Source organism: Bacillus sp. AK128, from assembly GCF_053903075.1.
In genome coordinates, this window is sequence record NZ_CP096379.1 from 2,460,783 (window position 1) to 2,486,815 (window position 26,033).

Below are 26,033 nucleotides of genomic sequence, written 5' to 3' on the forward strand. Positions count from 1 at the left end.
TTAGTTTGTTAAAAGAAATGAAAAAAGGCCAAATCATTAAGACTTGGCCAAGTTTAATTTCTTAAAATTTATTCGCAATCGATAGTAAACTCTGTTATTAGTAATAGATACTAAACCATTAGCAATTCCCGGATATCCTCTTCAGTAAGTGTAGATAATCCTTGATGATTAACTTGGACGATTTCGTCCACGAGAGTCCGCTTTTTATCTTGAAGATTATTAATTTTCTCTTCGATTGTTCCCTTTGAGACTAGCTTAATAACATGGACATTATTCTTTTGACCCATACGGTGTGCTCTGTCTGCTGCTTGTTCTTCAACGGCAGGATTCCACCACATATCATACAGAACAACTGTGTCAGCACCCGTTAGATTAAGACCAGTGCCACCTGCTTTTAAGGAAATTAAAAAATAGTCTCGATCTCCGCTATTAAATCGATTACAAATTTCCAGTCTTTCATCTGAAGGGGTTTGACCATCTAAATAGAAATACGCTAACCCTTGTTCAGTCAGTCTACTACCAATCAGCCCTAACATCTTGGTAAATTGAGAGAAGATGAGTACCCTTCGACCTGATTGTTTAGCTTCTTCAATAATTTGAAAAAGCTGCTCGAATTTTGCAGAACTACCTTTATAGTTATCTACAAATAAGGCAGGATGACAGCAGATTTGCCGTAATCTGGTTAAGCCTGCCAATATTTTAATTCGATTTTTCCGCAGTGTTTCTTTATCAAGCTGCTTTAATGTTTCATGCCGAAGCTTTGCTAAATACGCACCATATAATGTTTTTTGATCAGGCAACAATTCAATAGATTCAAGTGACTCTATCTTTCTAGGGAGCTCTGAAAGCACATCTTTTTTTAATCTTCGAAGTAAGAAAGGACGAACTCTCCTCGCAATTGAATCATTGTTCAACCTACTGTATTCCGTCAACCCACGAAACAGTTCTGGAAACACAATATGGAAAATTGCCCATAGTTCTTCAATTGAATTCTCTACAGGGGTTCCTGTTAGAGCAAATTTATGATTAGCTTTAACTTTCTTTACGGCTTTGGCAGTCTGTGTCAATGGATTTTTAAATGCCTGTGCTTCATCAAAAAACACTGTATGAAAGTACTCCTTGTCTATCCTATCAATATCACGTCGTATTAATGGATAAGAGGTAATAATGACATCCATGTCCTTAATCCCTTTTAAAAGTTGGTGCCTCAAACGCTGGTTACCATCTACTACTAAGACTTCAATTTCAGGAGTGAAATGAGTAAATTCATTCAACCAATTGTACGAAAGGGACGTTGGACAAACAATTAATACAGGACATCTTGATTCACGTATCTCTGAAAGATTAGATAAAATGTATGTGATTGCTTGAAGTGTTTTACCAAGTCCCATATCATCTGCCAAAATACCACCAAATCCATAACTAGCTAATGATTTCAACCATTTATATCCATTAATTTGATAGTCCCGTAGGATTGGCTCAATAGTCTTTGGAACCACAAACGACAGACTCTCTGGATTTCTTATACTTTCAAGAAACTCACGAAATGAATCTTCCACCATAAAAATATTTTTTGTTTCAATCGTATCAAGATAGTCTATACTCTCTAAAGCCGAAATACCTACTCCATCAGCCAATTTTAATTTATTATTAGGAAACCCATGAAGGAATCGTTGAATTTCGGCAAACTCATTAGTTTCTAATGAAAGCAAAGAGCCGTTTCTCATTCGATAATATTTTCGCTTTTCTTCAAGAGCTGCTAAAACCTCTCGAATATCATCATCAGGAATCCCTGTCATTTCAAACTTAAATTCTAACCAATTTGTTCTTTCCTTTTTTATCTTCACTCTAATCTTAGGTTTCGGATTATTTCTAAAAACCCTGTTTCTAACTGCAGTTGTCGCGTACAATTGAACTACTTTTTGAAGTTTAGGTACCATATAGTGTAAGAACTCATATTCCAAGTCTTCATTATGCAAATAATAACCCTCATCATTTTTAATAAAGGAACTTTCTTGCATAAGCTGAAGAATTTCTTGTTCTTTCATTTCGTCTCTGATAATTAATGAACTCGATTTTAGGTCCTGCTCTACCAATGGATTAAACATATAATGGTCATAGTAAAACTCTAAGCCGGCAAGGAGTCGGTCCTTTACACGATCTAAATAAAGTTTTGCTTGTAATGGAGTTTTTACAATATGAGCAGCTATTTGCCCTAATACATTAACTTCCCCTAGTTTTCTTAATCCTGGAACTACTTTCTCAATGAAAAATCCAATTTCTTTGTGTGGGATGGAAATTTCATTTTTTCCTGTAACGTCCATGATTCTTCTCAATTCCATAAGACGTTTTAAGTCATCCCGATTACAAGGTATCAATTTTCCATCAAACAAAATAAACTCATATAAATCTAATATAACGATTTGGTCGTAGCCATTCACGGTAAGTGTAAACTCTTTCTCTTTTGTTTCAGATAGCACAAACTGTAAAGGAAGTTTCTCAGTTGTCACTTGAAGACCTTCAAATGTTTGGCCGTTTGTATAAATCTTTACGTTTGGAGCATGTGCCAGTAAAGGAAATAACCTTTCCCAAGTAATCGGTGATAAAGGTAGCATGTCTTCTTTACCTTTAAATGAGGGGTCACTAACGAACATGTTCTCAGTTTTTATCACTTGATTAAGTACCTGGATCACATCATCTATCTCTTTTAAGAAGCAATCCTGTTCTGGATTGTACGTTAAATTAGTAGATATATGACTAGCTGTTCCGTTATACACATCCTCAAGAAACTCACGCACATACCGGACTAATATTTGGTTAACTTCCAACATTAGAGTGAGCAAGACTTGTCCAGTCGGTAATTGGTAAGGGCTACAAATAAACGTAACATCAAGAATTTTTCTATCTTCAAAATGTAATCTATATCCACTTGAATAGTTTGGCTCATTTCTAAAAATGGAGAGTAACTCATTTGATGAAGAAGGATTAAGTAGTGTATTAGAAGAATCATCAACTTGAGAAGATTGATAGTTTCCTTTTTGTTGATGTTCAAGTAATAAAAGTAAAACAGCTGCGACATGCTGACATTCTTTTTGAAAGGAGGAAAGTTTAGGACAGCTACAGTTTGTCTGAATGGATCCGGTTTCCCAATTAATCAAAACTTGAAAGTTTTCTGTTCCTTTTACTGTAGCTTCACAAAAGTTGACTCCTTCACTTTCAATGACCACTTTGTTTCCACGATAAAAAGAATCTCCTCTTTTGAAGGAGACGGTACCACATATTTCTTTTATCTTTTTTTGACTAAGCTTAAAATCCATATGCCTCCTCCTTCTAAGGAAATAAAATCTACATACACTTTTCCTACACTAATTATATCATAATATAAATCCCTTGTTGAAATTAGAAAGGATCACAACGTTATGCTGTGACCCTTCTATTTCTTATATCGTACGTTGTAAGAACTGTCTTGTACGTTCTTGTTTCGGATTATTAAAGATTTGTTCGGGTGTCCCTTCTTCTGCAATAATTCCCTTTTCCATGAATACAATTCGATCTGAAACCTCGCGTGCAAATTCCATCTCATGGGTAACTATAAGCATCGTAAGCCCAGATTGAGCAAGTTCCTTCATAACTCTTAGAACTTCTCCTACCATTTCCGGATCAAGGGCTGACGTTGGCTCATCAAAAAGCATGACGTCTGGTTCCATAGATAGGGCTCGAGCAATTGCTACACGTTGTTTTTGACCACCAGACAACTGTCTTGCTTTTGCATTCACATACTGATCCATTCCAACAACTTTTAAATATTTTTTAGCAATGGTTTCAGCTTCTTCTTTTGAACGTTTAAGAACCTTCACTTGACCTACTACACAATTTTGTAAAACATTGTGATTATTAAACAAGTTAAATTGTTGGAATACCATTCCTAGATTTTTCCGATATGCATGGACATCATGCTTATCATCCAGAATATTTTCACCTTTATAAATAATTTGGCCTCCAGTTGGCTTCTCTAGTAGATTAACGCAACGTAGAAGAGTAGATTTACCTGAACCTGAAGAACCAATGATGGTCACAACCTCTCCTTTTTGAACAGAAAAGTTAATGTCTCTTAATACTTCATGGGTTCCGAAGGATTTGCTTAAATGTTGGATGTTTATGATATTTTCCATTGCTTCCTCCTTACAACAACTTTAAATTGCAGTATTCGTGTTTTTTGAATCAATTTGATTAGGCGTTCCAATCATTTGATAATTATCTGGTCCATCAAGCCTACGTTCAAAATAACGTAATAGGATGGTGGATGATAGGGTTAATACTAAATAAATCGCTGAGGCGATGAAGAAGGATTCAAAATATTTAAAGTTATTTCCTGCAATAGATTTGGTTTGAAAATATAATTCTGTAACAGAAATAACGTTTAGAACAGATGTATCTTTTATATTAATAATAAATTGATTACCTGTTGCTGGGATAATGTTTCGGATTACCTGTGGTAACACAACATTAGTCATTGTTTGAAAATGATTCATACCAATTGCTTGTGCAGCTTCATATTGTCCCTTATCAATCGAAACAATACCCCCACGGACAAACTCAGCCATATAGGCGCCAGTATTAATAGAAACAATTAGGATTGCAGCCACAATTCGATCCATATCTAAACCAAATGCTAATGCTGCCCCATAAAAGATAACCATAGCTTGTACAATCATTGGAGTTCCGCGGAAAATTTCAATATAAATGGATAAAATCGCGTTTATTACTTTTAATAATACTCTTCTTATTCCACGCTCTGGTAGTGGTATGGTTCGGATCACACCAATTAATAACCCAATAATTGCCCCGAGAATCGTCCCTACTAGCGCAATTAATAGAGTAACCCCGGCTCCCCGAAGAAACATTGGCCAATTTTCAACTAGTATTCTTATAACCCATTCGAAGCTCATGATTCTCCTCCTACAAATGGAAACCGACTACAACTTTATGTAGCCGGTTTCTCTCTATATATTAGTTTGCTGATGGCTGGTTTTGAATCGCAGCATCCATAATGTTAATACGGTCATCTTCAGAAATTCCTGCCAATATTTCATTAATCTTTTCTGTTAGCTCGCTACCTTTTTCTAGACCCACGGCGATTGCAGTATCATCTTCAGAGGTTTCAAATCCTTCAGTGAACTCAACCATCGCGAAGTTTTCGTTTGCTGCTGAAGCACTAATACCTTCTGGACGTTCTGAAACATACCCATCAATTACGCCGGACTCAAGTGCAACTCTCATTGCAGGGAAATTGTCCATCGCTGTTTGTAACTCAACACCCTCAATTTGTTCAATTACTGAATAATGGAAAGTATTTAATTGTGCTGTGATCTTTGCTCCACTAAAATCTTGGATCGATGTAGCACTTTCAAATTCGCTACCTTTTTTTACCACCATGACTAAATCCGTTTTATAATAGTTATCAGAAAAATCAATGGTTTCTTTACGTTTTTCAGTTGGAGACATCCCAGCAATAATTGCGTCAATTTTACCTGAAGTTAGAGCTGGCACAAGTCCATCCCACTCAGTCTTTACAATCACTAATTCTTTTCCTAAGCCTTCAGCAATTTTCTTAGCAATTTCTACGTCATAACCTCCAGCGTATTCTGCATTGCCTTCAATCTTTACTCCACCATTTGTATCATCCTTTTGCGTCCAATTAAATGGTGCATATCCAGCTTCAAGACCTACCTTGAATGTATTATCTTCAGACTCTGATCCACTATCGTTTGCTGTTCCACATCCTGTTACTAGAATCATAGCCGTTAAAGCAACTGCCAAAAATAATGATAATTTTTTTCTCATAATAAATTTTTCTCCTTTTTTGTTAAAATCTTGTTGTTCAAAGGAACAAAAGGCGCAAGCGCCCCGTTTAGCCCCGACAAGTAAATGTTCTGAAGAGAAAAAAATGGTGCTCTTTCCATTTTATTCTCTTCAGGTTATTTAACCTCGAGGGGCTGGGCGCTGGAGCTAGATTGAAATGCACAGACTTGAGTTACCCACAAATGATACATTTTATAATTTCCTAAGCTACAAAAAACGACCTGAGAATGAACTCAGGTCGCCGTTATACAGAATAACCCCTAATTCCTCTTCTCAGATGAGATAGCACACCTCAATAAACAAGGAAGTTTATCGAGACAGTTCTGTAGCTCTTAACTACAGACCCAGCAAGTAGTAGATGAGGTCTACTTTTTGCTTCGGCACTATTTCCTTCTCCTTGGTATCATCGCACCTCTTGCTCTTCCAAAGACTATTAAATAATGCACCTCTACCTCACCGGAAAAGTGAGGTCTATATATTCAGTTGAATTGACACTTTTAAAATTTTACAAGATTCGACTAAAACTGTCAAACAATAAATCTGGTTATTTTTTATCTTTCTTTTTGAACTGTTTAGAATAAGTGTTTTATTATTAAAGCCCGTTTATTCCAAAAAAAATAAAGCCGACTCAGCTTGAGAGTGACTTTATTTTTATAGATCTACTAAACTGTTTTTTTAGATTAAAAGCTAGTGATGAATCATATTAATTTCCTCAACTAAGGTTCTAATCAATAATTCCAAGTCCTGTTCAAGAATGGTTAATGGTGGAGCTAATGCTAAAACATTGTTAAATCCAGCAACAGTAGCACCATTCTTCCCAATAATAAGACCTTTCTTTTTGCAGCCTGTGATGATTTCATTAATTAAATCAACTTCCAAAGGTTCCTTGGTCACTTTGTCCTTTACTAATTCGATCCCAATTAAAAGCCCTCTTCCTCTTATATCACCAACAAAAGGATGATCACTTAACAAGGTTATTAAGGTGTGTTTAAGATTATCTCCTAATTTTTTTGAACGATCAAATAGTCCTTCTGTTTCCATGATTTCAATATTTTTCAAGGCAAGTGCACATGCAGCAGGATTTCCTCCAAATGTATTGATATGACGGAAGTAATCATATTCGTCCGATCCTTTAAAGGTTTCGTAAATATCCTTTTTTACAGCCGTTGCAGAGAGCGGTAAATACCCACTTGTAATACCTTTAGCCATTGTAATGATATCAGGCTTAACTCCATAGTTCATAAACCCGAAAGCTTCTCCAGTTCGACCAAATCCACAAATCACTTCATCAACAATTAATAGAGCTCCATGCTTTTCACAAACCTCTTTTACGCCAGTTAAATAACCTTCCGGTGGCATTATCACTCCTCCACCTGTTATGATGGGCTCCATTATGACAGCAGCTATCGTTTCACTTAACTCCCACGTCATAACGCGGTCTATTTCTTGTACAGCACTAAGCTTATTGGGTTTTGTATGTTCAGGATCAGGGTTTCGATAAGTATCAGGAGGGGCAACCTTAATAAACCCAGGAGCCAAAGGTTCGTACTTATAGATCCTTTGCGCTTGACCTGTTGCAGCTAATGCGCCCATCGTGTTTCCATGGTATCCTCTATATCTTGAGATAATTTTATAGCGTTGTTGCTCTCCGTTTTGTTGATGATATTGTCTAACGATCTTAAAAGCAGTTTCATTCGCTTCTGAACCACTATTAGAGAAGAAAATGACATACTCGTCTCCAAGCATTTCATTTAATTTCTCAGCTAGAAGAATAGCTGGCTTATGACTCTGAGTTAAAGGATAATAAGCCATCTCCTTTAATTGTTCAAAGGCTGCTTCAGCAAGTTCTGTTCTTCCATATCCAACGTTTACACACCACAATCCAGACATTGCATCTAAATATTTGTTACCATCTTGATCAGTTATCCATGACCCTTCTGCTTTTTCAACAACCATTGTTGAGTCGGGGTTATATGGTTTCATAGAATGCCATAGAATATCTTTATCCTTTTCTTTAAAGCGAATGCTTTTCCTATTCTCCGACATCATCATTCACTCCTTTTCATATGTGGTTGATGAGATCTTACTAATCTAACAATCTATTTATGGGTACATTATGTATATTAAAAAAATTGTTAAAAGTGAACTTCTCAAGTGCTTGGAAGAAAAATAAAAAAACAATCCGCTACATTTAAACGAATTGTTTTTCAGCTAAATATATACAATTTTATTTTGATGCAGGAGCCAATGATGCTTCTGGTGAGGTAACTTTGTCATAAAATTGGACAAACTTATCACGGTCTTCGCTATCTCGATAAGCCATTGCGACCCGTGGATGCTCATTAAGAGCTCCAGAAATCATGTAGGGAATAATATATCCCCACTCCCACTTTTGACGCATTTCTAACATATGTTTTTCGATTACACCTAGTACTGGTTTCAATTCATAGCTTGGCTTTTGAATGTGATTAACTAGTAATTCTGTGTGACAATTCCCCGCTGCTCTACCCATTCCATACACGGATGAATCTAGGAATGTTACACCATTTTTTAAAGCCATTAAGGTATTGGCGAACGCTAACTGCATATTGTTATGAGTATGAATTCCAAGTTGCTTATTTGGAATCATAGCCTTAAACTTTTTCACTTGGTGCTCAATATCACTTGGATCTAAGCTTCCAAATGAGTCTACAATATACACTACATCAACAGGACTATTCTTCACCATTTCAAATGCTTCAATTAACTGACTTTCAGGTACACTTGATAAAGCCATGATATTAAGTGAAGTTTCATATCCTAATTTATGAAACATTTGCACAAGCTCAAGCCCTTTATCTACTTCTCGAATGTAACAAGCAACACGTATCATATCTAATGGACTCTCTGAGCGTGGTAAGATATCTTCTGGGTCAACACGCCCAATATCTACTAAAGCAGATAGTTTTGTTGATTTTTTTGTAGGGATAATTTCTTTAAGAAAATTGTCATCAAGAAATCTCCATGGATTGGGTTCGGTAGCGTTAAGAAGCTTAGCGGAATTTTTGTATCCTATTTCCATATATTCAACACCTGCAGCGCTTAGGCCATTATATAAGTCTTGAACAAATTCGACACTAAAATCCCAATTATTTACTAAACCTCCATCGCGAATCGTACAATCAATAATATTACTACGAAGTTCCATGGTATTCCTCCTGTTTCATTACATTATTTATCAAGTTTGACACTTTCACGCTTTTACGCTTTTATGCTTTTATGCGTTAAATTATCTTATATTGTTTATATCATGCTTTTTTATAAAGTGTCAATTCATTTTGATAAAATTCTGGAAATTTGATTTTGTGTTTTGGCAAAATCTTTTGGATACAAGTAAGACAAAATCTTGTAAGGGTTGATTCTGAATTTTTATTTATTTGCCTTACTAACTTTTAGCTTCTTCCCTTTTATTGTCATATCGCCCATTGCTTGAACAACGACAGAGCCTTTGCCGTTTAGGATATCGACATATGTAAGATGATCCAATATCGTAATGATCCCAATATCATCAGCTGATACACCTTCGATATTGGAAATTGCTCCTACAAAATCTACAGCCCGAAGCTTCTTCTTTTTCCCACCACTAAAATGAAGCTTCATAATTTCTTTATTAATCCGTTCTGTTTTATTATTTCTAACCACTCGACGACCACCTATTTTTTCATCAAAGGCCGCTTGTCCACGGATAACCTCGAGCTGTGATGGAGCTTCCATGTCTGTTAACTCGAACCCTAAATATCGTTCAATCGACCTAATATACTTCTCCTCATGATCAGTAGCAAGAGTAATGGCTTTTCCTTTATTTCCTGCCCTGCCTGTTCGACCCGTTCGGTGAACATAGCTCTCTTTTTCCATTGGAACATCATAATTAATAATAAGTGTTACATTATCAACATCAATTCCTCTAGAAGCAACATCAGTCGCAATCAGATAACGAAAATTACCTTGCTTGAAACCATCCATTACAGCAAATCGATCCTCCTGTAAAAGACCTCCATGTAATCTTTCGCAGGAATAACCAGACTCGTTTAATTCAGAAAAGACGGCTTCAACATGTTCCTTAGTATTACAGAAAATAATTGTGCTGTCAGGATTTTCTACCACAGTTATATTTTTAAGAACAGCGATTTTTTCCTCATTAGTAATTTTAACAAGATGATGCTCAATCGTAGTGGTTGAAGCTTCTTTTGCAGCAATCTCTATATGAATGGGATCTTTCATATATTGATGGCAAAGTTTTTCAACATCCTTTGGTAAGGTAGCCGAAAAGACCATGGTTACCCGATCTTTAGGAAGACCATTTATAATTGATTCAACCTCATCTATGAAGCCCATATTTAACATTTCATCAGCTTCATCAATAATTAAATACTTAATTTGTTCTAAGACTAGCGTGCCTCTTTCAATATGATCGTTTACTCGTCCAGGCGTACCCACAACAACATGGGTCTTCTGCTTTAATTCATCTTTTTGTTTAGTAAATGGTTCTTTACCGTAAACAGCCATCGCCTTAATTCGTTTAAACCGACCTATATTGGTAAGATCCTCGCGAACCTGGGCAGCTAACTCCCTAGTTGGGGTAAGGATTAAAACCTGTGGTAGCCTTTCCTCCCATTCAATCTTCTCGCAGATAGGAATACCAAAGGAAGCCGTTTTTCCACTTCCGGTCTGAGATTTAACCACAAGATCTTGATTGTCCATAGCATGCGGTATCACTTCCCTTTGGACCTCAGTTGGTGTTTCATACTTGAGTAGACTAATCGCCCTCTTTATTTCTTCACTAAGATGATAATCTTCAAAGCTTGCTTGTTTCATTATGTAATAACCTCATTTTCAATGTATTTGTACATAGAATTTGCAAGAAAAAACAACCATATGCAAAATATGACTATTCTTCATTATACTTGAAATAAACTGAATAGGTTAATTTACATCATTATCTAAAAAGGAAGTATCCAATTGGTTCGTCCATAAATTACTATTTTCTAAGAAACGAAACAATCATAAGCAAACCCTTATTCCAAAATAAGTATAAATAGTTGTCATTTCCACACTAATCGCATAAGATTAAATCGTATACGATTTAAATTAATGATTGATGGAGGTAATTATATGAAAACCGTTTATGATTTCACCGTTAAATCGACTAAGAATGAGGATCATTCATTGCGTAAATATGAGGATAAGGTACTGTTAATCGTTAATACTGCCAGTAAGTGTGGACTAACACCTCAATTTGAAGGATTACAGAAGCTATATGAGAAATATAACCCACAAGGATTTGAAATACTCGGCTTTCCCTGTGATCAATTTAATGATCAGGAATATGATGATATTGATGAAACTGTAGAATATTGTCAAATCAATTACGGTGTAAGCTTTCCTATGCACGCAAAAATTGATGTCAATGGGGATAATGAGGATCCCCTCTTTACCTATTTGAAGGAACAGAAAAAAGGATTGTTATCAAAAGCTATAAAGTGGAATTTCACAAAATTCCTTGTTGACCGCAATGGTAACGTCTTAAAACGCTATGCACCGTCTGTTTTACCAAGTAAAATAGAGAAAGATTTAAAAAAGCTTATTTAGCAATCGAAAGGTGAATTGTATTGAAGGACTTCTCAAATTTAGATAATCAGCTCTGTTTTGCGTTATATGAAACATCAAGTGAATTTACAAAACTATATACGAAGGTTCTTCTTGAATTCGAATTAACCTATCCACAGTATTTAGTTCTACTAACCTTATGGGAACAAGATGGTTTAAATCTCAAACAGTTAGGTGAAAAGCTTGGATTAGGTACCGGCACTCTAACACCTATGCTGAAGCGGATGGAAGTGAAGGGTTGGCTTAAAAGAGAGCGTTCTATAACAGACGAACGTAATATTCGTTTACTTTTAGAAGAGAAAGCCCTTGTGAGGAAAAAAGAAATTACTGATAAAGTTACTCAAGAAATTCTTTCCTGTACTATTGAACAGGAAGAATATTTCCTTTTAATGGAGCAATTGAACAATTTACAAAAAAAGTTAAAAAACAGAAAGAGTAACCTTCTTACAAAAAAACTGTAGGAAGGTTATTTTTTGGTCATATTGTTTTTGAAATAGTAATGGGGCATGCCTCTCTTAGTGTGAACCAGCATTTGGAATATTAGCGCTCATTCTCCAAGTAACATTTCTCCTACATCTTTAGAGGATAAATATTTTATAATGTTTATCATTTCATATAAAATGATTGTATAGGCTTAAAGAAGGAGGAATAAAATGCAGAAATCTAGCGAAAGACGACTCACCCGCTCTGAAGTACCTGAAGAGTTAACATGGAACCTCAATGATCTGTTCGGATCAACTCAGGAATGGGAAGCAGAATTAACAAAGATTGAACAAGAAGCTGCCCAAATAGAAACGTATAAAGGGTCATTACATAGCAGTGCAAAAACATTTCTTAATTGTCTTCTTGCTCAAGAACAATTGGCTATAAAATTCATTAAAGCAACCACTTATGCTCACCTTAGGAAAGCTGCTGATGGGACCGATTCAATTAATCAGTCAAACTCATCTAAAGTTTCCGCGTTAAAAGCTACAGTGGATGCTAAGCTTTCATTTATAGAATCTGAAATATTAGATTTACCAGATGGATTAATTGAGGACTTTGTTAACGAAGAACTCGAACTCCAATCATTCCAAAGACATATACAGGAGCTTCTTGAAAAGAAAGAGCATCGTTTCTCATCAGAAACTGAAAAGGTTCTGGCTGCTCTTGGTGAAGTGCTTAATGCGCCGTATCAAATTTTTGGTATGAGTAAACTAACAGATATGGAATTTACCCCAATTGAGGATGAAGACGGAAATGAACTACCAGTCTCCTTTTCTTTATTTGAAACGAGATATGAATTTTCATCCGATACAGTTCTTCGAAGAAAAGCATACCAATCATTTGTAAGCACGCTAAAGCAATACCGGAATACATTTGCTACCACTTATGCTACTGAAGTACAAAAGCAAATCACCTTTTCAAAGCTAAGAAATTACGAATCTGTTACTGAAATGCTATTGAAACCGCAACAAGTTACAGAGGAAATGTATCATAATCAGCTAGATTTCATTACAACTGAACTAGCTCCGCATATGCGTCGTTTTGCAACACTTAAAAAGAAGATATTAGGTGTTGAGGAGATGTTGTTCTGTGATTTAAAGGCTCCACTTGATTCAAGCTTTAACCCTAAAGTCTCCTATGATGAGGCAAGCTCTATGATTCTTGAGTCTCTACAAATCATGGGACCTGAGTATATCGAGATCATGGAAAAAGGTTTACAGGACCGTTGGGTTGACTTGTCTGATAATGTTGGTAAATCAACTGGTGCTTTTTGTTCTAGTCCATACGGTTCACATCCATTTATTCTTATTACATGGCAAAACACGATGCGAAATGTATTCACTCTTGCACATGAGCTAGGACATGCTGGTCATTTTTACTTAGCCAATAAAAATCAACGAATTCATAACACTCGCCCGTCCACATATTTTGTTGAGGCACCATCAACAATGAATGAGCTCTTACTCGCACAGCATTTATTTAAAAACACGAAGGAACCAAAAATGCGTCGTTGGTTAGTACTGCAGCTATTGGGTACGTATTACCACAACTTTGTTACCCATGTACTTGAGGGTGAATATCAGCGAAAAGTATACCAAACAGCTGAAGCAGGAAAAGCATTAAACGCTCAGTCATTAACTGAGATTAAAGGAAACGTCCTTTCAAATTTCTGGGGAGATACGGTTACCATTGATGATGGTGCTAAGCTAACTTGGATGCGTCAGCCTCACTACTATATGGGTTTATATCCATATACCTACTCAGCTGGTTTAACTGTTTCAACAGCAGTTGCCCAAATGATTCAAGACGAGGGCCAACCAGTAGTAGAGAAATGGTTAGATGTCCTTCGTGCTGGGGGAACGAAGACTCCTCTTGAACTCATTAAGCATGCTGGGGTGGATATGTCAAAGCCAGATGCTATTCGATTGGCTGTAACGTATGTTGGCTCTCTAGTTGATGAATTGGAGAAATCATATCAATAATCAAAAGCCCAAATTCCTAGATAAGAGAATTTGGGCTTTTTAATGTTATTTGTTTTATTTTCACAACTCTATTTTTTCAAGTATTGCCGGTACTCTAACCGTAACCTTTGTTCCACTATGATCACTTACAACACTTAAAGTGCCTCCATGTGAACGGATAATGTTTTTTGAGACAGATAAACCTAAACCTGTTCCATAATCTTTCGTAGTAAAAAACGGTGTGCCCACCTTTTGTACAATGGAGGTAGGAATGCCTTCACCATCATCGATCACATCAATGACGATGAAATAGAACTCATCCACCGAAGCATGAACCTTAATATGCCCATTTTGATTACTCGCCTCAAGGGCATTTTTTAATAAATTTACTAGTACCTTCTTTATTTGTAACGGTTCCACATTTATGTTTGGTAGATTGCTTTCTATCTCATTTGTTACCGTTATTTCTTTTTGCTCAGCTTCGTTATGAATAGATTCCAATGAAGCCTTTATGATCTCAGTAACTGATGAAGTTGACTTGACTGGTGATGATGGTTGAATCGATAGGACAAATTCACTGATTACCTCTTCGACTCGGCTGATTTCATCCATAACAATTTTTTGAAATGTAGAATCAATATTTGAATCTTTAAAAATATACTGGATGAACCCCTTAATGGATTGCATCGGATTCCCTACTTCATGTGCTAATCCGGAAGCCATTAATCCTATTTGCTCTAGTTTTTCAAGTTGACGTAACTCCTCCTCTTTGGAGAATTGAACCATAGAATGGTTTCGATCAAGATAGTTCGTTAAGATTTTTGATAAACTAGTCATTACTTCAATTTCTTCTTCCGTAAATGAATAAGGCTCAGGATCTACTGCACAAAGAGTACCAAATAAGGAACCATCCTGCAAAAGAATCGGTAGTCCCAAGTAGGAACCTACTTTAGCTTCATAAATGATAGGCATGTCCTTTGTGATAGAGCTATTTAATGTATCATTAATAATGAGTGGTTCACGACCACCAAGTTTCAGCTTACTTCAAACTACATTACTATATGGGTGCACTTCACCTTCATTAAGGAGGCTTCCATCAGAACTATTTTGTGTTTTAATTAAAGAAAAGTTTTCTTTATTAATGCGACTTATGAACAAAGTGCGTGTCCCAATAACATGGTTTGCAATTCGAATCACGTCATCTGCAATCTCATCAAAGGTTTTGTAGTGTTCATTTTTAGTTGGAATGTTAATATTGATTCCCTCCCTTAATTACTATTATAACAAAATAATTGAGGGATTTTGTAAAAAAATGTATTTGTTTGTTTGAATCTGCTCCTTACAATTCTCAAAGACTAAAAAAAAAAAAAGCCCGAACACCTGTTTTAAGGTATCGGGGCTTCTTACTATGCACTATAAGTTTTCTTTAATTCTTTCCCAAATTTTTTAAAAAAGTCCTGAATAAGTATTTTTCCAACACCCTTTAAGATACGATCACCTACCTTAGACGCTTTACCATTTACCTCCGCATTAAAGCTGTAGCTAAGGAGTGTCTTATTACCATCTTCTTTACTTAAATTAATTAGGCTCGTTGCTTCGACCCCACCAGCATCACCTTCTGCTTTAATTATTAATCTGTATGTTTTTAGTTTTTCAACTTCTTCTGTAACTATATTAGATTCGTATTTGCCGCTTACAGGTGGCACTCCAATTTTTAATTCTGCTAAATACGTATTTTTATCTACTAAGGTTAACTTTTTACACCCCATCATACACTTTTCTAGAATATCGGGATCAAATAGGCCCTCCCAGGCTTTTTCTATACTGGCATCTAGCATAATACTTCCGTTACCGTTCATTAAGTTCCCACCTCGCTGTTATATTCAAACAAAAAACACATAACCATTGTTATGTGTTTTTTATCAATATATTGTTTGGTGGTGGACATTATTCGAAAAGATTGATGAAACTATTTATACTTCAATAATAATTGGGAGAACCATTGGTTTACGTTTGATTTTTTGAAATAAAAACTCTCCTATCGATTTTCTTACCTCTTGCTTTAGAGCACCCCAATGGTGAGACGATTTATGCTGTGCTTGAAAATCATTTACTGTCCTCTTGATTAGACGATCTACTTCACCAAGTAACTCTTCAGAATCCCTTACATACACAAATCCTCTCGAAATGGTATCAGGATTTGATAGCAGCTTTCGTTCTGACTTACTCATCGTTAAAACAATGACTAACATCCCATCCTCGGAAAGTTGCTTACGATCTCGTAACACAACGTCACCTACATCACCGACACCGACTCCATCGACATACGTATTACCTGCAGCTATCTTTCTTGTGTGCCGTGCTTCTTTATTTTTAATATCAACTACATCGCCATTATTTAAAATAAAACAATGACCATTTTCTACTCCAATCGCTTCAGCCAATTCTCGGTGCTTAAATAACATTCTATATTCACCGTGAATTGGGATAAAATACTTTGGCCTCATTAAGGTTAGCATGAGCTTCAGATCTTCTTGGTACCCATGACCAGAAACATGCATACCTGTTGATACACCTGAACCATAAATAACCTTAGCACCAAGTGCAAATAATTGATCAATAACCCGTGTTACATTTTTTTCATTACCTGGGATTGGGCCTGCTGCAAGAATTACCATATCCTCTGGTAAGATTTCAGCACCCCTAAAATTCCCGGTCGAAAGTCTAGCAAGTGCTGCTAATGGTTCTCCTTGACTACCCGTACATAAGATTGCCAACTTCTCTGGAGCAAAATCATTTATTTCATTTTGATTAATCAGCATGCCATCTGGAACATCTAGATAACCGCGTTCCATAGCAACCTCAACTACATTGACCATACTTCTACCAAGGAGTGCTAGTTTCCGATTAGTCTTATGTGCAGAATCTATTACCTGTTGAACACGACTTATATTTGAGGCAAAGGTTGAAACTATCACCTTACGTTTTGCACGTAAAAAAGCCTCATCCATATGTCTACCGACCATTTCCTCTGATGGTGTGGATCCGGGACGCTCTGCATTCGTACTCTCTGATAATAGTAGTAATACACCCTCTCTGCCAATCTCAGCCATCTTATGAATATCGGAATGCTGATTATTAACTGGGGTTAAATCAAATTTAAAATCACCTGTGTGAACAACTTTCCCTTCTGGGGTATCAAAAACAATACCGAGGCAATCAGGAATACTGTGATTAACTTTGAAGAAGCTCACTCCAATTTCCCCAAATTTCAAATTAGCTTCTGAATTAATTTCATTTAATTCTGTTTCTCTTAAAATTTTATGTTCTTTTAACTTTAGTTCAATTAATCCTAATGTAAAACGTGTTCCATATACAGGAACATTTAATTTTTTTAAAAAGAAAGGTATGCCACCTATATGGTCCTCATGTCCATGTGTAACAATTAGGGCCTTCACCCTATCTTTGTTTTCTTCAAGGTATGTAATATCAGGAATGATTAAATCAATACCTAATAGGCTCTCATCTGGAAACTTATTCCCGCAATCAATCACAAAAATATTATCCCCGTATTCGATTATGTACATATTCTTTCCCACTTCATGCAAGCCACCTAAGGCATAAACCGATAATTCAGTTTGCTGTGACAGTGATTCCAAATTTATTCCTCCCATTATATGAATAATCTTGCTGATAGTATGTCCTGATTGAATGTCATTAATCAGAAATCCATTAGTAGAGTTTAAAAATCTTCAGTTACTTAGTAAACACGGACATACTCACTCAAGGAGGAAAACAATGATACAAATCTAATCTTACGAGAAACGATTGCTGATTTTGTGTAGGGATTATAAGTTCTTTCTTATAGATATACAAATAAGGTTTTAAACAAAATAAAGAGTTGGTTTTGCTCCAACTCTTCATAATATTCTAAAATAAATCTTTATTTTTCAATTCGTTGTTCAATATCTTCGTTTGAAGAACTCGTAGCTGCTTTTTTCGAAGTCCCTTTGCTTACATAAGGTTTGGCACTCTTTGCTTTTTTAGCAGCAGCCTGCCAGCGATTCCAACCTTTTTTACCAGTCCCTCTTCCTGTTCCACCTTTAGCCTTAGCCTTGCTCATACTATCACTCCTTCAAAAATAGTTGGTTAATCTTTGTAGGTACATTTAGCTTAACCAACTACATTAAAAACCTCCCCCTCGATAAAGGGACCTATTAAAGATACCAAATAAGAAGGGGAAAAAGAAGACATGAATGTTAACTAAATCGACTAAAGTGTTACAAATTTTGAACAAGATGTGTAATTCCTCTAATCACCTGAAGTAAAATCACCCTATATGTTTACTATCATCAACCGATAATTAACAATCACTCAGTAAATAGAACTTTTAAAGAAAGCTACACTCTCTTAAAGTGAGTTTAACAAGCTTAATGAACATTTTGTTCACCATGTGATTGCCGATAAAAGATAAACGCTAGTAATAACGGAACAAAGGGTACTAAAATAACCCATACAAATAGTGGATAACCACTAAAAAATACGGCATCTGGAAGAATTAAAATTGCACTTACAATCATCCTCTTCCAAGAATAAAAAAAGATGAAATCTTAGAGATTTCATCTTGGACAATTAGATTAGACTAGATTTACTTAACTAATTTTGATTAGGCTGATTCAGCAGGTATATCGGTCTTAACTGCATATTTATAAATCATTAAAAGGATTCCACCAATTAGTGCGGCTGCACCAATTGAGAAGTAAAGAGTATAAACACTATATGACTCTATTAATATTCCGCCGAAGAATGCACTTACCATACCAGATAATCCGAAAAATACTGTAATCAATAAGAGATGTCCGGTCGACTGTAGTCGTACAGGAACAATTTTTGAAACATAAGATAGGGCTACAGTAAAGAAAATTCCAAATGTAAAACCATGGAATAACTGATAAAGAACAAGTTCTTGTGGAGTCGATGCAAAGGACATTCCTACAAATCGAATAGCATAAAGAACAGCGGCAAGAATTATAAACGTAAGATCTTTAAATTTACGATACCATAAATGACTAGTAAAGAAGACAAGTACCTCAGTTGCTACACCCCAAAAGAATGCCCATCCAATTAGTGTTTCAGTTCCACCAAGTTCTTTGATAAAAACACTTAAATAAATATCATTTGCTCTATGCCCTAACGTAATTAACACAACAATTAGGAGAAACAAAATAAATGGTTTATTTTTCATAAGTAGTAATGCATCTTTTACACTTACCCCTGTATCGTCAGAAAGATCTTTTACTTTTACATCCTTTAGGAAGAAACAAATAATTAAAACAATTCCAGTAAAGAACGCAAATGGTACGACAATATTTTCAATTCCAATCCAAGTTAAGAGGTAACCTGTTACGATACTAGCAATACCAAATCCAAGCGAACCCCACATGCGGATACTCCCAAAAGAAACATTTAAATCATTAGCGGTTTTTTGAGATAAACTATCCCCTAATGAACCGGATGGAGCTAAGAAGAAGAATAAACAATAAATGAGTAACGCTGTTGTTGCAAAATGATCCAGTTGAAATAAAATGATTCCAGAAATAAGCATTCCCACGATACTAACAAATAACACTTTTTTGATACTTCTTAGCTTATCACTAAAATACCCACTCATTGGTTCGGAAATAATAGCTGCAAACGGTCCAATTGCAAGTAAGATCCCAACTTGTGAGGGAGTATACCCTTTACTTAATAAATAGAGCGGTAAATAGGATGTACAAATAAAACCAGTGGCTTGGACAAAGAATAAAAATAATTTGAGCGGTGTTGTTGTTTTCATGTAGTGTTTCACATGCCTTTCGTTGCAAGATTGTTTACACATGATGATTTTATTCGGAAACCGGTTTCCGTTTTTGGAATGTAGTTTCATAGCTTTTAACCAATACGTTTTATTATAAAGATATAATGAATTTACTTCAATCTAATTAAATGTAAATTTTTCGATACAAAAATGACTTCATACTATTCGGTATACCGCATAGTATGAAGTCATTATCGTTTCGATTGATAATATGGTCTTCTTTAAAGGGCGATCACGATCTTATTAATAAACATCTCGCTGATAACGCTTTTGCTTTTGCATGTCATTAAGATAGGCTTCTGCATCTTCACGACTCATCCCGCCCTCTTTTTCAATAATGCTAATGAGGGTTTCATGAACATCTTTTGCCATAAATTGTTTATCTCCACACACATAAAAGTATGCTCCATTATCTAACCAATCAAATAACTCTTTACTATTTTCAGCCATCTTATGCTGTACATATACTTTTTGGTCTGAATCACGTGAAAATGCCGTTTCTAGATTAGTTAAAATACCATCTTCCTGGTATTTTTCTAATTCTTCTTGATACAAGAAGTCGGTTGTTGAACGTTGATCCCCAAAGAACAACCAAGATCTACCTTTTCCAGGATTAACTGCACGTTCTTGAATAAATGAACGAAACGGGGCAATACCTGTACCTGGCCCAACCATGATAATATCAATATCTCGAGACTCTGGCAGATAAAAATGTTTATTTTGTTGAACAAAAACAGGAATTGTTTCTCCTACTGGAAGACGTTCTGCGCATTGAACAGAACAGACACCTTCACGCTCACGTCCATGAGCAGTGTACCTAACAGCACCAATTGTTAAATGTACTTCGTCAGGATTAGCAGAAATACTACTTGCAATAGAATATAGTCTAGGAGGCATCTTTCTTAAAAGGGAAGTAATTTCTTGTGCTGACGCATTCCAAGGTCCGAAATCACGAAGCATATCAAGTAAATCACGGCCATCCATATATTCTTTTAATTGGCTTGTGTTTTCAATTTTTACAAGCTCCTTCAAATCACTGTTATCTGTAAATTCAGCAGCCTGTTGAAGTATCTTTTTCGTTAATAATGTAATTTCAAAATACGCTTTTAATGCTTCCTTTAACGGAAGTGTTTCACCCTGCTTATTAATCGTTACTACTTCCTCTGGATTCCAGTTCATTTCTGAAATTAATAGTTCAACAAGTTTTTCGGAGTTTTCTGGGATAATCCCTAGACAGTCACCTGGGTCGTACGATAATCCAGAATCCTTTAAGGAAAGTTCGATATGCCTTGTTTCTTTGCTTGAACCTTCTTTGTTTAAATTTATATTTTCGAGAACCTTGGCTTGAAATGGATTCATTCTTGTATAAGTCACTTTATTACCTTCTTTTGTATCATCATTATTTTTTATTGCAGTGCGTTCCATAAGCTTCACCTCATAAAAATTGTCTAATATAAGAATAGCATGTAATTTAGAATTCTGTCGGGTATTTCTAGACGAATTGCCAAATCATAGATAATATCATCATATTTATAGTATATATAATCCATGATACCGTCAATAAAGTAGATCAGAAAAGTACAAACTATTTATACTTTTTTGAAATAATAAAGCTTAGTAACTTGGAAGCTTAAATAAGACAATTAAATATGCTGTCTAATCTTTACTTTCCCTCAACCTTCATTTTCCTCTTAAAAGAACAAATCAATCCACTAAAACCTTAAATTTAAATTAGCGTTGAGTAAATTCCTAAAAAACAATATAAGGCTTTTTCTCATTATAAAGAAACCAACAAAATGCATATGTTTCTCTATGCATTTTGTTGGTTTTATTTACAGTTTTTAATAACCTAAGTACAGTTTCCTATTCAAAGCAATTATTTAATTTTAACGGGTGTAACAACTGCATATAGATTTTCAGTAGAGTCTGACATATTTATCTGTACAATTTTATAACCAGAATCTGTACAAATCTTACTAGACGAACTACTATTGGTTTGATTACTACTCATAAGGATCATCCTTTCAACATATACTCACACGAAAGTTAATATATGCTGAACATCATAAAAATGTTCTCAATAAATAAAAATCTATATTTTTTTCTTTTGGGACAAATTTTTCAAGTAGTTATCTTGTCTGCATAGTAATTTACTAATTCCGGATATTGCTTGATCTCTTCCTTCCCCTTCTCACTAATCATATATACTCCTCGTTTTATACGTTCAAACCAGCCGTAATAATTCTTAGTTAAAATAGACGAAGTTTTATGACCTGCACCTAATTCAACCAATGACTTTGGAGATAAGGTGCCATAGTGTTCTAGATAACAGGCGATTTGGACACAATTTTCTTTATAGGCTGTCATAATTTTTGTTCGATTGCTTCCACCTATATTATAGTCAGCACTTCTTCCATTGATTTCTTTCAACAAGGTCGTTCTTTTTTGCTTATTACGCCCTTTTGATTTTTCATAGCTGGTCGGATGTAGAACGAATTCTACCTTCTTTCGAGAACCTGAAAAAGAAACAATAATCAGGCCAAGCTCTAACCTCTTCACTAAGTGACAAAGGTCAGTCCATCGCTTTGAGCGGAGTTTATAACTTGGTTTTGGAATGGCAATATACACCAAATCAGAAATGCGCTGCCGTTTAGTCGCTTGTACTAGAAGGTCCACACTTAAATTCAACTTTAATTCGACGATTATAAGTTCCTCTTCCTTTAAGGCAACCATATCACAATCCTTTACTTCACCGTAAACCTCATACCCTTCCCGGACAAAATTTCGTTGGATAGGTTTATATAAATCAATCTCTTGAAGTTTTTTCTTACCTGTCATATGTATTACACCACCATACTCTACGCTGTCTTATGCTCTGACATTTTACGATTCATTTTCGTTTGAATAGGAGTTAACGTTCCTATCAATGCAATTAAACTGCTTGCCAATAAAATCCCTGTTATACCCTTTAATGCAATAACTGATAATAAACCAAAAATAATTAAATCAAATGCTGAATCCAAAACAGAAATTAACGACAAAGTAGTTGCCCGAATTTCTGAAGGAATCAGATCATTTTTTAACTGTGAATAAATCGGCCTTCTAATGGCTTGACCCATTCTTAGTATGAAAAAGGCTCCGATAACAAACCATAATGACTCTCCTAATAAAGCGGATAACAATAAGCCTAAAGCGGCCAAGCTGCCAGTGATATTCATCAACAATTTTCTAGAAAAATGCTTGGTAAACCACCCCACTGATTGTGATGTTATAAAACCTAGAACGGCTGCTAGGGCATACAAAACTCCTATCATTACGACCGGTAAACCTGCCTCCGTAAAGATTGGTTGATTAAATGCTTCATACACAGAATCAGCCGGAATAAATACGAGTGTAAAATTGATAAATAATAATAATAACGTAGGTGCTTTCTTAATTGCCCTCACACCAGAAGCAACTTGTCTGAACGGATTTTCTCGGTACATTCCATAGTTACTAGGGTTTCTAACAAAGAAAATGAGTACAAGTTCAATTAAATGAAACATCACCCCAAAAATAATTAAAAAGACAAACTGGTTATCCTGAAGGTCTTTTGCAAAATATGCTCCAAAGATAACAGCAAGAATCATTGACACAAATCCTGCCGATTGAATTTTCCCCATCGCTCTGTCCATTCTATGGTGATCATTGTCTTCTTTAAGCGATTCATACACAAGAGCTTCATCTGCTCCAGAGAAAAAGGTTACAGAGAATCCATTTATTGCACTAAACAAGAAAAACATCCATGGTTCATAAGCAAAGATTAATAACACTAGACTACCAATTTTTAGAACCACACCTATTAAAAATGAAATCTTGGCACCAAAACGGTCTGCTACAATACCTCCGGGAACCTCTCCAATAAGTACTGCTCCACTCCAAAATATTTGTAATAAAAGAATATGAGAAGCTTCCAAGCCTCTTCCTAAATAAAAAAGAGTTAAAACTGGCGCAATAAAATTAATGGTTCCAAAAAAGCGAATCCAAAACATGATTCTTATATTATGTGTTGAAATGGTTGATAAGTTCATTGAGTACTCCTACAAATTTTCTATTAGTCTCATTTAGTAATGAATATTGTTTTTAATGTAACTGTGTTAATCGCTAGAGTTGATTGTAGCGGAAATCAACTGATCTTGTTAATCTTAGTAATTTATATAAAAAACAACTTTATTTTTTCATCTTTTATATTCTAACAAACAATCTATATCATTTGATGACATATTTTTAGGATAAGGAGAAGGATTTAAAACTACGTCATTTCAGAATTTGTAATTTTTTTCAAAATATATTGTTTAGTACCTTGCATTATTCACTACCTTGTTATATTCTATTAAAGGCAAAGGAATTATTTGGAATAAACAACTTGGATCATGAAATGTAGGTGAATAAGATTTGAATGTTCAATTTAAAAAAGGTGCTCTAGAGCTTTGTGTGTTAGTTCTAATTTCAAATAAAGATCAGTATGGGTACGAACTTGCACAAAATATTTCGAATAAAATCGAGGTTGCTGAAGGAACTCTATACCCTTTATTAAGAAGATTAACAAAGGAAGATTACGTCACCACATATTTGGCAGAATCTTCTGAAGGACCACCTAGAAAATATTACTCGCTTAGTACCAAAGGGCGGGAATATATGAAACTCTTAGTAAAAGAATGGCGTCAATTTTCAAATGCAGTTAATGAATTTATCGTGGAGGGAACCGAAATTGGAGAACAATAAATTTTTAAAAAGACTAAATGAATTGCTAAGTAAAATACCTGAACAGGACCGAAAAGAAATGCTTTATGATTTTGAAGAGCATTTTTCAATTGGGGTTGCAAACGGCAGATCAGAACAAGAAATGATTGATGAATTAGGCGACCCTAACATCATAGCAAGAGATTTATTAGCTGAATATCGGATTACAAGAGCTGAAAGTGACCAGTCCCTCCCTAATATTACAAAGGCAGTCATTGCAACTATAAGCTTGAGTTTTTTCAATCTAGTTTTTATTCTCGGTCCTGTTCTTGGGATATTTGGAGTTTATGTTGGATTATGTGCAACTGCATTCATCTTAACGATTTCCCCTCTTGCGATTATTGGGTCGATTATTTTTAACGGTTTTGAAGACGTAGTATTTCTAACTTTTGCTTCCATGGTTACTTGTAGTTTAGGAATTTTACTAAGCATTGCTATGATTTACGTCGGCAAATTTTTATATCGCACTATTTTAACGTATATCAGATTTAATGTAAGAATTATAAAAGGCGAAAAAGGAGTGGAAGCAGCATGAAAAGGATTGTCGTAACTGCGTTAATTTTATTACTAGTTGGAATTCTTGGAACAGCCGTTACAGCCGGTGTCACTGATACGTTTTCTTTTGACACGGTAGGTCTACATGAAGAATATGAAAGTAAAGAAGATATTAATAAAGTAATGGTAGATGCCTCTTCTCCGGAGATTAATCTGATACCTACAGATCAAGATAAGATAAAAGTAATTCTAGATGGTAAAGTAAGTGAAAAAGTGCTGGACCAATACGAGTTTGAGGTAAAGGAAAGCGGTGATACCTTGACTATTTCGCTTGACCTTGACCTATATTTTAATATTGGGGTGGCAATTGCAGACCTAACTCTTGACGTACATCTTCCTGAAAAAAGCTATCATTCTATTGATGTTAATTCTAGTTCAGGTGACATTACACTTAAAGGTATGAATGCGGATCACCTTGTCTTAGAATCTAGTTCTGGAGATATAAATTTGCAAGATAGTTCCGCAGCTTCATCTATTAGTTTGGAAGCATCTAGCGGCAGTATCGAAGTGATTGATTCTACTTCCCCTCAGTTCGAGGCAAATGCTAGTAGCGGTGATATTTCCTTCAAAGATGTTGAAGGAGATATTATGGTAAATACCTCTTCAGGTGAAATCAACTTAGATAGTCAAGAAATCTCTGGAGACTTTATAGCGGAGGCTTCGAGTGGAGACGTAACGGTAAACTATAAAGAAATTCCGAGCTCTTTAGCTATAGATTTCCGGTCTAGTTCAGGCGAAGGTATTATTAATTTAGAAGGTGTCCTTTACGAGGAAAAAGCTGAAGACTTGATTATTGGAAAAATTGGTAGTGGTGAACACATAGTGAAAATTCGAGTGTCATCAGGTGATTTTCAATTAAATTAAGAGGCTAGAACAAAACTAGT

Annotated in this window: 23 protein-coding genes and 1 riboswitch; of the genes, 6 read left to right on the forward strand and 17 right to left on the reverse strand. The window is 35.4% G+C overall.

The window, feature by feature from the left end; translation table 11 throughout:
• Window positions 1-110: 110 nt before the first annotated feature.
• From M1D60_RS12235 to M1D60_RS12265, 7 genes are all read right to left on the reverse strand, one after another.
• On the reverse strand, window positions 111-3,317 hold the full coding sequence (locus tag M1D60_RS12235; protein WP_456275164.1) for an SNF2 helicase associated domain-containing protein: 3,207 nt from the start codon (window positions 3,315-3,317) through the stop codon (window positions 111-113).
• 123 nt (window positions 3,318-3,440) lie between these two features.
• A complete protein-coding gene (locus tag M1D60_RS12240) occupies window positions 3,441-4,172 on the reverse strand; it encodes an amino acid ABC transporter ATP-binding protein (RefSeq protein WP_456275165.1) in 732 nt (243 codons plus the stop codon).
• Between the two features lie 21 nt (window positions 4,173-4,193).
• Window positions 4,194-4,949, reverse strand: coding sequence for an amino acid ABC transporter permease (locus M1D60_RS12245; RefSeq protein WP_456275166.1), 756 nt, complete (start codon window positions 4,947-4,949; stop codon window positions 4,194-4,196).
• Window positions 4,950-5,010: 61 nt separating this feature from the next.
• Window positions 5,011-5,844, reverse strand: coding sequence for a transporter substrate-binding domain-containing protein (locus tag M1D60_RS12250; protein ID WP_456275167.1), 834 nt, complete (start codon window positions 5,842-5,844; stop codon window positions 5,011-5,013).
• Between the two features lie 293 nt (window positions 5,845-6,137).
• A riboswitch (Lysine riboswitch) is annotated at window positions 6,138-6,321 on the reverse strand.
• Between the two features lie 228 nt (window positions 6,322-6,549).
• Complete coding sequence (locus M1D60_RS12255) at window positions 6,550-7,908, reverse strand: aminotransferase (RefSeq protein ID WP_456279431.1); 1,359 nt, start codon at window positions 7,906-7,908, stop codon at window positions 6,550-6,552.
• A 181-nt stretch (window positions 7,909-8,089) separates the two neighbouring features.
• On the reverse strand, window positions 8,090-9,049 hold the full coding sequence (locus M1D60_RS12260) for an aldolase catalytic domain-containing protein (protein WP_456275168.1): 960 nt from the start codon (window positions 9,047-9,049) through the stop codon (window positions 8,090-8,092).
• Window positions 9,050-9,270: 221 nt separating this feature from the next.
• The gene (locus tag M1D60_RS12265; protein WP_456275169.1) at window positions 9,271-10,716 is read right to left on the reverse strand and encodes a DEAD/DEAH box helicase; all 1,446 of its coding nucleotides are present in this window, start codon (window positions 10,714-10,716) and stop codon (window positions 9,271-9,273) included.
• Between the two features lie 297 nt (window positions 10,717-11,013).
• Between M1D60_RS12265 and M1D60_RS12270 the strand changes: the two genes are divergently transcribed.
• The 3 genes from M1D60_RS12270 (at window position 11,014) to pepF (ending at window position 13,976) form a co-directional block, all read left to right on the forward strand.
• Window positions 11,014-11,490, forward strand: coding sequence for a glutathione peroxidase (locus M1D60_RS12270; protein WP_456275170.1), 477 nt, complete (start codon window positions 11,014-11,016; stop codon window positions 11,488-11,490).
• Between the two features lie 20 nt (window positions 11,491-11,510).
• Complete coding sequence (locus tag M1D60_RS12275; protein ID WP_456275171.1) at window positions 11,511-11,969, forward strand: MarR family winged helix-turn-helix transcriptional regulator; 459 nt, start codon at window positions 11,511-11,513, stop codon at window positions 11,967-11,969.
• A 192-nt stretch (window positions 11,970-12,161) separates the two neighbouring features.
• Window positions 12,162-13,976 carry an oligoendopeptidase F gene (pepF, locus tag M1D60_RS12280; protein WP_456275172.1) on the forward strand — a complete coding sequence of 605 codons (1,815 nt, stop codon included), beginning with the start codon at window positions 12,162-12,164 and terminating at the stop codon, window positions 13,974-13,976.
• A gap of 60 nt (window positions 13,977-14,036) precedes the next feature.
• Here the strand turns inward: pepF and M1D60_RS12285 are convergent, their stop codons facing one another.
• From M1D60_RS12285 to M1D60_RS12330, 10 genes are all read right to left on the reverse strand, one after another.
• A complete protein-coding gene (locus tag M1D60_RS12285) occupies window positions 14,037-14,927 on the reverse strand; it encodes an ATP-binding protein (RefSeq protein ID WP_456275173.1) in 891 nt (296 codons plus the stop codon).
• Window positions 14,928-15,361: 434 nt separating this feature from the next.
• On the reverse strand, window positions 15,362-15,814 hold the full coding sequence (locus M1D60_RS12290; RefSeq protein WP_456275174.1) for a CoxG family protein: 453 nt from the start codon (window positions 15,812-15,814) through the stop codon (window positions 15,362-15,364).
• 114 nt (window positions 15,815-15,928) lie between these two features.
• Window positions 15,929-17,542, reverse strand: a complete 1,614-nt coding sequence (locus tag M1D60_RS12295) for a ribonuclease J (protein WP_456279432.1) — start codon at window positions 17,540-17,542, stop codon at window positions 15,929-15,931.
• A gap of 356 nt (window positions 17,543-17,898) precedes the next feature.
• Window positions 17,899-18,078, reverse strand: a complete 180-nt coding sequence (locus M1D60_RS12300; RefSeq protein ID WP_456275175.1) for a DUF3934 family protein — start codon at window positions 18,076-18,078, stop codon at window positions 17,899-17,901.
• Window positions 18,079-18,385: 307 nt separating this feature from the next.
• Complete coding sequence (locus tag M1D60_RS12305; RefSeq protein ID WP_456275176.1) at window positions 18,386-18,535, reverse strand: hypothetical protein; 150 nt, start codon at window positions 18,533-18,535, stop codon at window positions 18,386-18,388.
• 86 nt (window positions 18,536-18,621) lie between these two features.
• The gene (locus M1D60_RS12310; RefSeq protein WP_456275177.1) at window positions 18,622-19,791 is read right to left on the reverse strand and encodes an MFS transporter; all 1,170 of its coding nucleotides are present in this window, start codon (window positions 19,789-19,791) and stop codon (window positions 18,622-18,624) included.
• Between the two features lie 264 nt (window positions 19,792-20,055).
• Window positions 20,056-21,237 (reverse strand): sulfite reductase subunit alpha, encoded by a 1,182-nt coding sequence (locus M1D60_RS12315; protein WP_456275178.1) that lies wholly within the window; start codon window positions 21,235-21,237, stop codon window positions 20,056-20,058.
• A 451-nt stretch (window positions 21,238-21,688) separates the two neighbouring features.
• Window positions 21,689-21,823 (reverse strand): hypothetical protein, encoded by a 135-nt coding sequence (locus tag M1D60_RS12320; RefSeq protein WP_456275179.1) that lies wholly within the window; start codon window positions 21,821-21,823, stop codon window positions 21,689-21,691.
• Window positions 21,824-21,933: 110 nt separating this feature from the next.
• Window positions 21,934-22,650 carry a DUF2161 domain-containing phosphodiesterase gene (locus M1D60_RS12325; protein ID WP_456275180.1) on the reverse strand — a complete coding sequence of 239 codons (717 nt, stop codon included), beginning with the start codon at window positions 22,648-22,650 and terminating at the stop codon, window positions 21,934-21,936.
• 20 nt (window positions 22,651-22,670) lie between these two features.
• Window positions 22,671-23,882 (reverse strand): MFS transporter, encoded by a 1,212-nt coding sequence (locus M1D60_RS12330; RefSeq protein WP_456275181.1) that lies wholly within the window; start codon window positions 23,880-23,882, stop codon window positions 22,671-22,673.
• A gap of 364 nt (window positions 23,883-24,246) precedes the next feature.
• Between M1D60_RS12330 and M1D60_RS12335 the strand changes: the two genes are divergently transcribed.
• The 3 genes from M1D60_RS12335 to M1D60_RS12345 are packed head-to-tail and all read left to right on the forward strand — an operon-like array spanning window position 24,247 to window position 26,013.
• Window positions 24,247-24,576, forward strand: coding sequence for a PadR family transcriptional regulator (locus M1D60_RS12335; RefSeq protein ID WP_456275182.1), 330 nt, complete (start codon window positions 24,247-24,249; stop codon window positions 24,574-24,576).
• On the forward strand, window positions 24,563-25,129 hold the full coding sequence (locus tag M1D60_RS12340) for an HAAS signaling domain-containing protein (RefSeq protein WP_456275183.1): 567 nt from the start codon (window positions 24,563-24,565) through the stop codon (window positions 25,127-25,129). Before M1D60_RS12335 ends, M1D60_RS12340 begins: the two co-directional genes overlap by 14 nt.
• Window positions 25,126-26,013 (forward strand): DUF4097 family beta strand repeat-containing protein, encoded by an 888-nt coding sequence (locus tag M1D60_RS12345; RefSeq protein WP_456275184.1) that lies wholly within the window; start codon window positions 25,126-25,128, stop codon window positions 26,011-26,013. The genes M1D60_RS12340 and M1D60_RS12345 overlap by 4 nt, the downstream gene beginning before the upstream one ends.
• Window positions 26,014-26,033 lie beyond the last annotated feature (20 nt).